The sequence below is a fragment of the Campylobacter majalis genome (assembly GCF_905120465.1).
Taxonomy (GTDB): Bacteria; Campylobacterota; Campylobacteria; order Campylobacterales; family Campylobacteraceae; genus Campylobacter_A; species Campylobacter_A majalis.
Window position 1 is genome coordinate 15,220 of the sequence record NZ_CAJHOF010000004.1, and the last position, 12,861, is coordinate 28,080.

13 protein-coding genes are annotated in these 12,861 nt (G+C 35.5%); 8 read left to right on the plus strand and 5 right to left on the minus strand.

Annotated elements, in window-relative coordinates; genetic code table 11:
- Positions 1 to 2: 2 nt before the first annotated feature.
- From LQU93_RS02675 to LQU93_RS02695, 5 genes are all read right to left on the minus strand, one after another.
- A complete protein-coding gene (locus tag LQU93_RS02675; RefSeq protein WP_229932351.1) occupies positions 3 to 458 on the minus strand; it encodes a hypothetical protein in 456 nt (151 codons plus the stop codon).
- Position 459: 1 nt separating this feature from the next.
- Positions 460 to 1,332 carry a carbon-nitrogen hydrolase gene (locus LQU93_RS02680; RefSeq protein WP_229932352.1) on the minus strand — a complete coding sequence of 291 codons (873 nt, stop codon included), beginning with the start codon at positions 1,330 to 1,332 and terminating at the stop codon, positions 460 to 462.
- 17 nt (positions 1,333 to 1,349) lie between these two features.
- Complete coding sequence (locus LQU93_RS02685) at positions 1,350 to 1,697, minus strand: cyclophilin-like fold protein (protein ID WP_229932353.1); 348 nt, start codon at positions 1,695 to 1,697, stop codon at positions 1,350 to 1,352.
- Positions 1,698 to 1,792: 95 nt separating this feature from the next.
- On the minus strand, positions 1,793 to 2,815 hold the full coding sequence (locus LQU93_RS02690; RefSeq protein WP_229932474.1) for an agmatine deiminase family protein: 1,023 nt from the start codon (positions 2,813 to 2,815) through the stop codon (positions 1,793 to 1,795).
- 49 nt (positions 2,816 to 2,864) lie between these two features.
- Entirely contained in the window at positions 2,865 to 3,110 is a 246-nt protein-coding gene (locus LQU93_RS02695; RefSeq protein ID WP_229932354.1) for a CBU_0592 family membrane protein, read from the minus strand.
- A 361-nt stretch (positions 3,111 to 3,471) separates the two neighbouring features.
- Here LQU93_RS02695 and LQU93_RS02700 point away from each other — a divergent pair, with 361 nt between their 5' ends.
- The 8 genes from LQU93_RS02700 (at position 3,472) to LQU93_RS02735 (ending at position 12,496) form a co-directional block, all read left to right on the plus strand.
- Positions 3,472 to 4,074: a hypothetical protein gene (locus LQU93_RS02700; RefSeq protein ID WP_229932355.1), complete on the plus strand. Its 603-nt coding sequence runs from the start codon at positions 3,472 to 3,474 to the stop codon at positions 4,072 to 4,074.
- Between the two features lie 80 nt (positions 4,075 to 4,154).
- Positions 4,155 to 4,802, plus strand: a complete 648-nt coding sequence (locus LQU93_RS02705; protein WP_229932356.1) for an amino acid ABC transporter permease — start codon at positions 4,155 to 4,157, stop codon at positions 4,800 to 4,802.
- On the plus strand, positions 4,792 to 5,457 hold the full coding sequence (locus LQU93_RS02710) for an amino acid ABC transporter permease (protein ID WP_229932357.1): 666 nt from the start codon (positions 4,792 to 4,794) through the stop codon (positions 5,455 to 5,457). Before LQU93_RS02705 ends, LQU93_RS02710 begins: the two co-directional genes overlap by 11 nt.
- An 11-nt stretch (positions 5,458 to 5,468) precedes the next feature.
- A complete protein-coding gene (locus LQU93_RS02715; RefSeq protein ID WP_229932358.1) occupies positions 5,469 to 6,200 on the plus strand; it encodes an amino acid ABC transporter ATP-binding protein in 732 nt (243 codons plus the stop codon).
- Between the two features lie 155 nt (positions 6,201 to 6,355).
- On the plus strand, positions 6,356 to 7,189 hold the full coding sequence (locus LQU93_RS02720; RefSeq protein ID WP_272695064.1) for a cysteine ABC transporter substrate-binding protein: 834 nt from the start codon (positions 6,356 to 6,358) through the stop codon (positions 7,187 to 7,189).
- A 142-nt stretch (positions 7,190 to 7,331) separates the two neighbouring features.
- Positions 7,332 to 10,154 carry a valine--tRNA ligase gene (locus LQU93_RS02725; protein WP_229932359.1) on the plus strand — a complete coding sequence of 941 codons (2,823 nt, stop codon included), beginning with the start codon at positions 7,332 to 7,334 and terminating at the stop codon, positions 10,152 to 10,154.
- 139 nt (positions 10,155 to 10,293) lie between these two features.
- Positions 10,294 to 11,277: a diaminopimelate dehydrogenase gene (locus LQU93_RS02730; protein WP_229932360.1), complete on the plus strand. Its 984-nt coding sequence runs from the start codon at positions 10,294 to 10,296 to the stop codon at positions 11,275 to 11,277.
- A gap of 259 nt (positions 11,278 to 11,536) precedes the next feature.
- Positions 11,537 to 12,496, plus strand: coding sequence for a methionine ABC transporter ATP-binding protein (locus tag LQU93_RS02735; protein WP_229932361.1), 960 nt, complete (start codon positions 11,537 to 11,539; stop codon positions 12,494 to 12,496).
- The last annotated feature ends 365 nt before the right edge of the window (positions 12,497 to 12,861 follow it).

The following is a 12,861-nucleotide window of genomic DNA, read 5'->3' on the forward strand; positions in this document are numbered from 1 at the left end:
AATTAGCTTTGAAAATCGTAATTTTTGTCGTTTAATATCTGCAAAAACTCATTAAAATTTGATCTTATAAGTGTTTGATATCTAGCAAATTTGTATATTTTTTCACTATTTTTAAAGCTGATTTTATAAATAGCGATATTATTAATTTTTAAATATGTCTTTTTTAGCTGCTTAACATCGGCAAATTTATATTGCGACACAAGGCTATCATTGTTAAAAATGTAGATAAAATTTTCATCAAACCACAACGTCACGTCTGTTATAAAAAATCTTTCAAGTCCTATAAAATACGGATAAACAGATAATCTTTTTACGCTTTTTGGCTCACAAACGCCTATTTTATCAAGTTGCCTTGCGTTTAATTTAGTATCATTTTTAAAAAATATGTTGTAAAACATCCCACCAAAAAACATTATAAGTGCTATTAAGATTAAAATTTCAATCAGTTTTTCGCTCATTTTAATCAATAAATCTTTTTGTTAAATTCTCATACGCATCGATTCTGCGATCTCGCAAGAAAGGCCAAATTCTACGCACTTCCTCGCTTCGTTTCATGTCAATATCTACTAAAAAGCACTGCTCACTTTGGCTGTCTGCACGCAAAACTTGCTCACCCTGAGCCCCAAAAACAAAGCTATTTCCCCAAAATCTTATGCCATCAGCCACGCCGGAGCTATCAGGCTCAAAGCCCACACGATTTACAGCTACAACTGGCAGACCGTTTGCCACGGCATGACCCCTTTGCACCGCAACCCAAGCCTCTAATTGGCGAGATTTTTCATCGTCGCTGTCGCCATCAAACCAGCCTATCGCCGTAGGATAGATTAAAATTTCAGCCCCTTTAAGTGCCATAAGCCTAGCCGCCTCTGGATACCACTGATCCCAGCACACCAAAACACCTAATTTGCCTACGCTCGTTTGTATCGGCTCAAAGCCAATATCGCCTGGCGTAAAGTAAAATTTCTCATAAAAAAGCGGATCATCAGGGATATGCATCTTGCGGTATTTGCCAGCCACACTGCCGTCTTTTTCAAAGACAAAAGCCGTGTTGTGATAAAGCCCAGCCGTTCGCTTCTCAAAGAGTGAAGTTACCAGCACTACGCCGTTTTGCTTAGCTACTTTGCCCCAAAAAGCAACATCGCTCTCCCACTCATTTGCCAAGTCAAAAAACGCGGTATCTTCACTCTGGCAAAAATACTGTGTTTGATGAAGCTCCTGACATACCACAAGCTCGGCACCACCTTGCTTTGCCTGTTTTATTAGCTCGCAAGTTTTAGAATTTGTAGCCTCTTTTGAGCCGTGAAATTTTTGCTGGATTAATGCTATTTTCATATCTTTCCTTAATAAATTTATCTTACTAACTCTATTTTTATCTCTCCATCGATTGCGACTTTTGCAATATCTTCATCTGTGATCTCGCCAAGCCTTACGATACCATCATAATATGACTGATCTTTGTAATAAATCACAAAATTTTGCCACGGTGCAAAGTAGCTAAGTTCGCCCTTTTTACCATCACTTCCACGTGGCGAGTTGCTTATATCAAGTGGCATCTTTAGCTTTGCATATTTTTCAGCATTTGCGTAATCTTGCAAATTTAACACAATCGGAAGCTGTGCAGCAAAGCTACGAGCCACCAATGTATCGTCCAAAATCGCTTTAAATTCGCCATTTTTATTTTTTATAATAATTTGCATTTTATCTCCTGCGTTTAAATTTAAAGCTATAAAAAACGACATAAAAAATATTAAAACTCTAAACATTTTTGTTAAATTCCAAAATAAGCAAGAATTTAGCTATTTTTAGTAGTTTGTGCTTTATTGCATACTTTAACATTGGCTATTTTTCCATCTTTTAAGTAACGATTCTGGCTTGAGCAGTGAAGTGAGCCGTTTTGGCGTACAAAAACAAGCGAATTTACACCGATAACTTTTCGCTCTGGCAAAGCCTTTTGTAAGCGTTCAAGCACGATTTTATCATTATCATCGCCGTATGTTGGCACGATCAAAGCACCATTTATAAAGATAAAATTCGCATAAGTACATCCAAGTCGCTTACCTTCAAAAAATTTCGCCTTTGGAAGCGGTAAAGGCAAGAGCTTAAAAGCAGTTTTTTCAAGCTCTTTTTTCATTAAATTTAGCTCATCATAATGCTCGTCACTCTCGTCATCACAAGCAGCGTAAGCGATCGTGTCTTGCGTGATAAAACGCGCTAAGGTATCGATGTGATGATCGGTGTCATCGCCTTTGATAAAGCCGTGTTTTAACCACACAATGCGTTTTAGTCCAAAGAGTTCGCACAGCTTTTGCTCGATCTGCTCTTTGCTTAAATGTGCGTTTCTGTTTTCATTTAGCAAACAATGCTCAGTCGTTAAAAGCACACCGTCACCGTTAAACTCGACACTTCCGCCCTCTAAGATAAAATCAACTGACTTTAAATTTGTAGGCAAAATTTTAACAATCTCGCTATTTACGCAATCGTCCTTGCCACTCTCAAATTTTCCGCCCCAAGCGTTAAATTTAAAATCATAACTTAAAATTTCATCACCATTTTGCACATCAATAAGCCCATAATCACGCACCCAAGTATCGTTTGTTTCGATTTTTAAAGCAATAGTGTTACAAAATTTAGCAAATCTAGTCAAAATTTTCTCATCAGGACAGATCAAAGCAACCTTTTGAAACGGCGTGATAGCCGACACAAGCTCTTCATAACTATCTAAAATTTCAGCCAAATATGGCTTCCAGTCGGTATTTTCGTGTGGCAACGAGATAAAAAGTAGCTCTTGTTCTTGCCACTCTGCAAATGCTTTAATCATAACTTCTCCTTTTACTATAAAGACCAGTCAAATGCGTTTAAAAGCGTCAAATGCGTCTATTTTTTAAAATTTTATAAATCCCAAAAATTGTGATGCCGATCCAAAAAACCTCAATCAAAAATGACCCAAGGTTAAAATGCACCAAAAGTGATATGATAAGTAGCACTGCACCGACTAAATTTATAAGCTGAAAGCCCATACTATCACTATTTAATCGCCCAAGTTGAAGCAAAAAATATCCACCCACGACGCATATCATACCCAAAAATCCGATAAATTGAAAAATATCCATAATTCCCCTAAAAGTTAAATACATAATTTTTGCGGATTTTATAAAATCATAGCTTAAATTCTATTTTAAAAATAGCTTGTCTAAGAAAATAACTAGTTTGATTAATTTAAAGCTCTTTTATTGCACATAGCAAAACTTAAATATAGTCTTTACAACAAAATTAAGTTAGCTTGGCTTTTGGTATAAAAATATATCAAAACACAAAAATGCTTTCATATCGTTTTTGTATATGCAATTAATTATCATACTTTACTTATACAAGTTGATTAAAGTAACTGTTTTGCTATATCTTTTTAAAAATTGTTTAAAAAATCTTTAGTTTTTTAAGATACAATCACGCGTTTTATTTAAGGAAGTTGTTGTGTTTGTTTTTTTAAAGCTTTTAAAAATATTTTTGATTTACGCGATGTTGCCTATTATTGTAATAAGCTGTATTTATATCGATTTTAAGTTGTTTAAATTTGATCATATAGGTGAGCTTTCGCTTACTGAAATATCACAAGAAATCACAGTTTTTATTATATGTGCTATTTATTTTTTGTTGGCAAAATATTCTAGAAATTTTAATAGTTTAAGCATTCTTATATTTGGATTTTTTGCAACTATTTTAGTTAGAGAATTTGATTATGTTTTTGATATGATGCATCATGGTAGTTGGGTGTTTGCGGCTTTAATGGTTGCTATAATTTGTATATTTTTTGCCTGTAAATCATTTAAAATTCTTGTAAAAGAACTTGATGAGTATATTAAAACTCAATCCTTTTACCTGATGCTTTGCGGTATCGTTTGCGTTTTTGTGTTTTCAAGAGTTTTTGGTAGTACAAAATTTTGGGACGAATTTTTACTGCTTTCTGATGCAAAAATGGTAAAAAATATAGTGCAAGAAGGTATTGAGCTTTTTGGTTATTTGTTGTGTCTTATGTCATCTTTTTTATTTAAGACAGAAAAATTTAGTCAAAATTAATGTAAAAAAATACTAATTTTGTCTTTAAATTTATTATTTTTTAGATAAAATCATGGCTTTATTAAATTTTTTGGATTGATATGGATTTTGAATTTATTAACACATTTTATCCTATGTATGTAAAAGCTGGTATTTTGACGCTTAAACTTGCATTTTTTGGGATATTTTTTTCTATAATTATAGGTATTTTGTGTATGGCTGTGCGATATTATAATGTGAGATCGTTAAGACCAATTGTTAGTGCTTATATTGAACTTAGTCGCAATACTCCGCTTTTAATTCAATTGTTTTTTTTATATTATGGATTACCAAAGCTTGGGATTAATTTAAGTAGTTTTGAGTGTGCTATCATCGCACTTGCGTTTTTGGGCGGTAGCTACATGGCTGAGAGTTTTAGACTTGGATATGAAGCTATTCGCAAAAGCCAAATCGAAGCTGGTCTTAGTCTTGGTCTTAGTCACACGCAGGTGCTTTATCATATAGTTACACCTCAGGCTTTTAGTGTGAGTTTGCCAAGTATTTCGGCAAATATTATATTTTTATTAAAAGAAACATCGATAGTAAGCATCGTGGCTTTAGCCGATCTTGTATATGTTGCAAAGGATTTAATTGGGCTTTATTATAAAACAGATGAGGCACTTTTTATGCTTGTCATTAGCTATCTTATTATTATTTTGCCGATCTCGCTAGGACTTAGCATGATAGAAAGGAAAATTCGTGCAAGATAGTGCATTATTTAGCATCCAAAATTTACAACGTTTAAGTGAAGGATTATTAGTAAGTATTGAAATTTCGGCATTTTCTATTATTATTTCTATTATTGGTGGTTTATTTTTAGGCGTTATTATGAGTCTTAAAAATAAATTTTTATACTTTATTTTAAAATTTTGCCTTGAAATAGTTCGTATTATGCCTACTATTGTTTGGCTATTTATATTCTACTTTGGTTTAGCAAGAGCCTTAGGGCTACATCTTAGTGCCTTTAGTGCAAGCGTAATAGTCTTTAGTGTTTGGGGTATTTTTGAGATGATGGATATAGTGCGTGGTGCCATCACATCGATACCAAAACACCAGTTTGAAAGCGCAACAGCACTTGGATTGCCAAAATTTAAAATTTATATTTATGTTATTATTCCACTTGCTTTGCGTAGATTAACGCCTGGTGCTGTAAATTTGCTAAGCAGAATGATTAAAACAACTTCAATTGTCGTTTTAATCGGCGTTGTAGAGGTTGTTAAGGTGGGACAGCAGATAATTGAAAGACATGTTTTTACAGATAATTTAGCTCCATTTTTAATATATGGATTTATATTTTTTCTATATTTTATTATATGCTATCCTATATCTAAATTTTCACAAACACTTGAAAAGAAATGGGCTTAGGAGAAGTCAAAATGAATATACTTCAATTAAAAAATGTAAATAAATTTTATGGTAATAACCATGCATTAAAAGATATAAGCTTAAGCGTCAAGAAGGGTGAAGTTGTTGTTTTATTAGGGCCTTCAGGATGCGGCAAATCAACAACTTTACGAACAATTAATGGACTTGAGAGCATACAAGGCGGTGAGATTGTTATTGCAGGAGAGAAAGTTACAAGCGAGTTTAAAAACTGGACTGCAATGCGTCAGCGTGTTGGTATGGTATTTCAGCATTATGAACTTTTTGATCACTTAAATGTCATAGAAAATATCTTATTGGCTCCAGTTAAAGCACAAAAAAGAAATAGGGCAGAAGTCGAAAAAGAAGCCGACTTATGGCTTGAAAAAGTTGGATTGAGCGAAAAAAAATATGCCAAGCCACGTGAGCTAAGTGGCGGACAAAAACAGCGTATTGCTATTGTAAGAGCTTTATGTATGAATCCTGAATTGATGCTTTTTGACGAGGTTACAGCAGCACTTGATCCTGAGATAGTAAGAGAGGTGCTTGACGTGATGATAAATCTAGCCAAAGAGGGAATGACGATGCTTATTGTGACACACGAAATGGGGTTTGCAAAAGCTGTTGCGGATAGGATTGTTTTCATGGATGAAGGAAGTATTGTAGAGATTTCAACACCTAAAGAGTTTTTTACAAATCCAAAAAGCGAAAGAGCAAAGAGATTTTTAAATCTATTTACATTTTAGTTTGATTTTGTCATTTTTTAATAATTTATATTAGGCAAATTTTGCACGTTTTATTGACTTAGTTGATATTCGTAAATTTAATGTAAATTTTTATATAAATTTTAAGCTAATATGGGTAAAATGCGGTTTTAAATCTTAAAATTTAAGGAGAAGAGATGAAGAAATTTCTTTCATTTTTACTAGTTATGACTGGGCTTGTTTTAGTGGGTTGTAGCAGTCAAGAAAGCAATACAAACACAGATAGTGTTGCTAAAATCAAAGAACAAGGCTTTGTTAGAATTGGTGTTTTTAGTGACAAGCCGCCATTTGGTTATATAGATAGCGAAGGCAAAAATCAAGGCTATGATATATATTTTGCAAAGCGTATTGCAAAAGATTTGCTTGGCGATGAAGACAAGGTAAAATTTGAACTTGTCGAAGCTGCAAGTAGGGCTGAGTTTTTAGTTTCGGACAAGGTTGATATAATTTTGGCAAATTTTACTCAAACTCCTGAACGCTCTAAAGTTGTTGATTTTGCACTACCTTATATGAAAGTAAGCCTTGGTGTGGTTAGTAAAAATGGTGAAATTACAGATATTTCTCAACTAAAAGGCAAAAAATTATTAATCAACAAAGGCACAACGGCTGACGCGTATTTTACAAAAAATCATCCCGAAATAGAGCTGATTAAATTTGATCAAAATACTGAAACTTTTGGAGCCTTATTGGATGGTAGAGGTGATGCGTTGGCTCATGATAATGCATTGCTTTTTGCATGGGCAAAAGAAAATACTGCATTTAAGGTAGGTATTCAGGCTCTTGGCGAGTTAGATGTGATAGCTCCAGCGGTCAAAAAGGGTAACTCAGCGTTGCTTGAGTGGCTAAATAGTGAGATTAAGGAGCTTGCAAAAGAGAACTTTTTTCACAAAAACTACGATGCAACACTTAAGCATATTTATGGTGATGACGTAGATCCCGAAACGCTTGTTGTTGAAGGCGGAAAACTTTAATTTAGCAGAGAGACACAGTCTCTCTAACCTTTTGTAACTATACAAAACTAATTAAAATCATTATTTTAACGTGTATTATAAAACTTATTTTAATTGAAATTTTGATAAAATCCATCCTTTAAATTAGAGTTAAGGATACAAAGTGGCTGATTTTTATGACGCAAAACAAGTAGAGGAAAAATTTTATAAAATTTGCGAAGAACGCGGATATTTTGAGATTGAAGGCAACAAAAACATACAAGAAAATGGCAAAAATTTCTGCATTATGATGCCACCGCCAAATGTAACTGGTGTGCTTCACATCGGACACTCGCTCACATTTACACTTCAAGACATAATGACACGATATAAGCGAATGGACGGCTACCGCACACTTTGGCAGCCAGGGCTTGATCATGCCGGCATAGCCACACAAAATGTCGTAGAAAAACAGCTTTTAGCACAAAATATAAAAAAAGAAGAGCTTGGACGCGAAAAATTCCTTGAAAAAGTCTGGGAATGGAAAGAAAGAAGTGGCGGTCAGATAGTGCACCAAATGCGTCGCCTAGGCATCACACCAGCGTGGAGTAGAGAGCGCTTTACCATGGATGAGGGGCTTAAAAAGGCGGTTAAAAAGGCGTTTGTAAATTTATACGAAAAAGGGCTAATCGTCCGTGGCAACTACATGGTAAATTGGTGCACTCACGACGGTGCATTAAGCGATGTAGAGGTCGAGCATAAGCAAAATAAGGGCAAACTTTATCATATAAGATACTATTTGGCGGATGAGAATTTATCAAGCGAGAAACAAAAATTAAGCCAAAATTCTGCAAAGCAGGATCGTGCAGTAGATTTTGGGGTTGCAAAAGATAGGGTAAATTTAGACCAAAACAAGGCGAATTATCACAAAGATAGGCTAGGCGAAATTTTAGATGGGAGTGCACTTGGTGTGCATGAGCGAGAAAATTTTGACTTCAACGACGCATGTCAAAGCGAGAATTTGCCATATCTAGTTGTAGCTACAACTCGCCCTGAAACATACTTCGGTGACACCGCCGTCATGGTAAATCCAAACGATGAACGCTACAAGCACCTTATCGGCAAAAGCGTGATACTGCCAATAATTAAGCGTGAAATTCCTATAATTGCCGACGAGCATGTTGATATGAGCTTTGGAACGGGCATAGTTAAGGTAACACCAGCACACGACACAAACGACTATGAAGTTGGCAAACGCCATAATTTAGAGTTTCTAACGATATTTGATGAGAGTGGGATTTTAAACGAGCATTGCGATAAATTTGCAGGGCTTGAAAGACTTGAGGCAAGAGATATCGTCGTAGAGGAGCTACAAAAGCTAGGAAATGTCGAAAAAATAGAAGATTATGAAAATCAAGTGGGCTACTGCTATCGCTGTAACAATGTCGTTGAGCCATACATCTCAAAGCAGTGGTTTGTTAAAAGCAAAATAGCAAAAGATGCAATTAAGAAGGTAAATGAAGGCGGTGCTGAGTTTTATCCAAGCCATTGGATAAACAGCTTTAACGCGTGGATGAGAGAGCTAAAAGACTGGTGCATCAGTCGTCAGCTTTGGTGGGGACATCAGATCCCAGTATTTTACTGCGAGTGCGGACACGAGTGGGCTGATGAGGCGGACGCACCGGAGTGCTGTCCAAAATGTGGCTCTAAAAATTTCACCCAAGATCCAGATGTGCTTGATACTTGGTTTTCTAGCGGACTTTGGCCGATCTCTACGCTTGGCTGGGGCAATGATGAGTGTTTTAAAAACGAAAAATGGTTTGATGGCGACCTTAAAGAGTTTTACCCAAATACAATGCTTATCACTGGCTTTGACATTTTGTTTTTCTGGGTTGCTAGAATGATGTTTCAAAGCGAAAACGCACTAGGACAAATTCCGTTTAAAGACATCTATCTACACGCACTTGTAAAAGACAAAGACGGCAAAAAGATGAGCAAAAGCAGCGGAAATGTAGTAGATCCGCTTGGCGAGATAGATAAGTATAGTGCGGATATTTTGCGTTTTACACTTACGCTTTCAGCGGTGCAAGGGCGTGATATACGCTTTGATGATGAGAAGATGGTGCTTGTTAGAAATTTTACCAACAAGCTTTACAATGCCAGCAAATACCTGCTTTTAAACGCTGATAAATTTGCCAATTTAGACGAAATTGTAGTCCAAACAGATCTTGGCAGATATATGCAAAGTAGGTTTTTTGAGTGTGTAAAAATGGTGCGTGAAAACATCGAAGCCTACCGATTTAATGACGCCGCAAATGCTATTTATAAATTTTTATGGGATGAGTTTTGCGACTGGGGCATCGAGCTTAGTAAGGCTAATAAGGCAAGTGTTGCTGAGCTTGGCAGTGTTTTTAAAGAAGCCATGCGTGTGTTAAGCCCATTTATGCCGTTTATCAGCGAGTATCTTTTCCACGAATTAAGTGGTACAAGTCTTGAAAACTCGCCGTCTATTATGATCGAGCCTTATCCAAAAATTTCAGCACAAGACGCGGCTATCGAGCAAAATTTCGCCCTTGTGATCGAAGCCATCATTAGTATTCGCCGAGCAAAAGCAAGTATTGATCTAGGCAACTCAAAAATCGCCAAAGCCTATATGATGACAGATACTGAAATTTCGCCATTTATGCACTACATCAAGCTTCTTGCAAAATGCGATGAGATAGAGCTTTGCACGAGCAAGGTTGAAAATTCAGCCGTTGATGTGAGCGAGAGTTTAAGCGTATTTATCCCGCTTGATGGCATTGATACAAGCGAGATCGTAAAGCGTCTAACAGGACAGAAAAATAAGCTTGAAAAAGAGGTTGCTAAGCTAGAAAATATGCTGAGTAACGAAAAATTTGTCGCAAACGCACCAGAAGCAGTTATCAAAACAAACCGCGAAGGGCTAGAAAACGCAAAATCAAAGCTTGAAAAGGTGCTTGGTGAGCTTGCAAATTTTGGAGCGTAAAAGTGAAAAAAGATATATTTAAGGGCGGAATAGCATTTTGGTATTTTTTGGTTTTAGTGTAAGGATGTGGAAATTTGAACGAGTGCCGTGAGTATCGGTGCATTTAAACAGCAAAACCAAAAATTAATAAAGGAAAAAAATGAGCAAGATAAAAATAGCAGTATTAGGATACGGAAATTTAGGTCGTGGCGTGGAGCTTGTAGCTAGAAAAAGTAGCGATATGGAGCTTGTGGCTGTATTTACTCGCCGTGAGCCAAGTAGCGTAAAAACATACGGTGCAAAGGTGTATAGCCAAGATGAAATTTTAGCTCACAAGGGCGAGTTTGACGTGCTGGTTCTTTGCGGCGGTAGTGCGACTGATTTACCGACACAAACCCCTGAGTTTTTGAAAAATTTCAACGTCGTTGATAGTTTTGACACACATGCAAAGATACCTGAGCATTTTGCAAATGTCGATAAAAACGCAAAGGCAAACAACACAGTTGGCGTGATAGCTGTGGGTTGGGATCCAGGTCTATTTTCACTAAATCGCTTGTATGGTGAGAGCATTTTAGAAAACGGCAACACCTATACATTTTGGGGTAAAGGCGTGAGTCAAGGGCATTCTGACGCTATTAGGCGAATTGAAGGCGTGGTGGATGCTAGGCAATACACAGTGCCGATCGAAAGTGCTCTAAAAAGTGTGCGAAACGGCGAAAATCCAGAGCTTTCAACAAGAGCTAAGCACCTTCGTGACTGCTACGTTGTAGTGAAAGACGGTGCTGATAAAGCTAGGATAGAGCACGAGATAAAAACTATGCCAAACTATTTTGCTGATTATGACACGAGCGTAAATTTCATCGATCTTGAAACACTAAAACGCGATCACGGCGGTATCCCACACGGTGGTTTTGTGCTTAGAAGTGGCGAGAGTGGTGAAAACGGCGAAACAAAACACTTGATAGAATTTAGTCTAAAGCTTGACTCAAATCCTGAGTTTACAGCGAGTGTTTTAGTGGCGTATGCAAGAGCGGCTTACCGCCTAGCTAAAAAGGGCGAAAGCGGTGCATATAGCGTGTTTGACATAGCTCCAGCACTCATCTCGCCAAAAACACCAGAAGAGTTAAGAAAAGAGATACTTTAATAAGAAGGGGTTATTTCCCCTTTATGTTTTGGAGCCATTGAGATATTTGATAAAAGTATCAAATATAATTTTAAATAATAAAAATAAATTTGTTGTGCTATTTTATTTTTAAAAATATGGCGATCTAAATAGTTTGTTAACAAGCAAATATTTAAAAAATTATTAATTTAGTGGTTGCTAAAATAAAATACCAACAATTTTATATAAAACACAACAAAGAGCATTTAGCTCAAATAGTGTATAAAAAGGAATAAGCCAAGTGATTCAGATATCAAATCTTAATAAATTTTACGGACAAACGCAAATTTTGCATGATATAAATTTGCACATTAATAAAGGTGAAATTTATGCCATAGTTGGGCATAGTGGTGCTGGTAAAAGCACTTTGCTTCGTTGTATAAATGGTCTTGAGAAATATCAAAATGGTAGCCTTAAAGTATTTGACATGGAAATTTCCAAGCTGAAAGCAAATGAGCTAAGAAATCTTAGACGTGATGTTGGTATGATATTTCAACATTTTGCACTGATGAGTCGCAAAAGTGTCTTTGAAAATGTCGCAACTCCGCTTAGATTTTGGGGAATGAAAGATGATTTTATTAAATCTCGTGTAAATGAGTTGTTAAATTTAGTCGGTCTTGAAAGCAAAGCGACAAGCTATCCAAACGCACTAAGTGGCGGACAAAAACAGCGTGTGGCAATCGCCCGCGCACTTGCTCTTAGTCCAAAAATTTTACTATCCGATGAAGCAACATCTGCTCTTGATCCAAATACTACAAATTCAATCTTAGAATTATTAAAAAAAATCAATAAAGAGCTTGGCATAAGCATTGTGATTGTAACCCATGAGATGGAAGTTGTAAAAACTATTGCACATAAGGCAATGCTACTAGAGCATGGAAATATAATCGGCAATGGCAAGATAGAAGATTTGTTTTTAAAGCCTGATGAAAAAATGAAGCATTTTTTAGGCGAGGATGAAATTTTGCCACAAAATGGTGTAAATATTCGTCTTTATTTTCCAAAAGAGGTTGCTCAAAATAGCATAATAACAAGTATGGCACGTGAATTAAACATCGATTTTAATATAGTTTGGGGCAAACTTGAAAAACTTGGCGACAATGTCTTAGGAAATCTTGTAATAAATGTCTCTTTGGAGCACTTAGAAGCTATTGAAAAATTTGTATCGGATAGTGGCGTTATATACGAAATTGTAAAATAATACATAAAATTTTACATATTTTAGCATTTTATTACACTAAGCAAATTAAGTTTGTTTAAATTAAATATTTTTTGCATCAATGTAGGTGAAGTTGATAAATTTAAGCAATACTTTTTATTATAAAACAGTAAAGTAAATACACTTGTTAATATAATTAGTGATATTTTGTTAAGTAATTTGCGTTAAATTATTGCAAAATTTTTAAACGCTTATTTATAAATTAGAAATAAAGTTTATATAGCATTAGTAAAGCTATTATATCTAAATTTTATATAAAATGTCTATGGTTAAAAAATTATTTTTCATTTTTATATGATGCAAATGCACCTTAACAAGCAGATTATTAAACATAAATAACAATACAA

What these genes read in the sequence shown, in the direction of transcription:
- LQU93_RS02680 (WP_229932352.1), bottom strand. Translation starts at nt 1,332, where the DNA reads ATGAAAATAGCATTAATCCAGCAAAAATTTCACGGCTCAAAAGAGGCT.
- LQU93_RS02705 (WP_229932356.1), top strand. Translation starts at nt 4,155, where the DNA reads ATGGATTTTGAATTTATTAACACATTTTATCCTATGTATGTAAAAGCT.
- LQU93_RS02695 (WP_229932354.1), bottom strand. Translation starts at nt 3,110, where the DNA reads ATGGATATTTTTCAATTTATCGGATTTTTGGGTATGATATGCGTCGTG.
- LQU93_RS02715 (WP_229932358.1), top strand. Translation starts at nt 5,469, where the DNA reads ATGAATATACTTCAATTAAAAAATGTAAATAAATTTTATGGTAATAAC.
- LQU93_RS02730 (WP_229932360.1), top strand. Translation starts at nt 10,294, where the DNA reads ATGAGCAAGATAAAAATAGCAGTATTAGGATACGGAAATTTAGGTCGT.
- LQU93_RS02720 (WP_272695064.1), top strand. Translation starts at nt 6,356, where the DNA reads ATGAAGAAATTTCTTTCATTTTTACTAGTTATGACTGGGCTTGTTTTA.
- LQU93_RS02685 (WP_229932353.1), bottom strand. Translation starts at nt 1,697, where the DNA reads ATGCAAATTATTATAAAAAATAAAAATGGCGAATTTAAAGCGATTTTG.
- LQU93_RS02675 (WP_229932351.1), bottom strand. Translation starts at nt 458, where the DNA reads ATGAGCGAAAAACTGATTGAAATTTTAATCTTAATAGCACTTATAATG.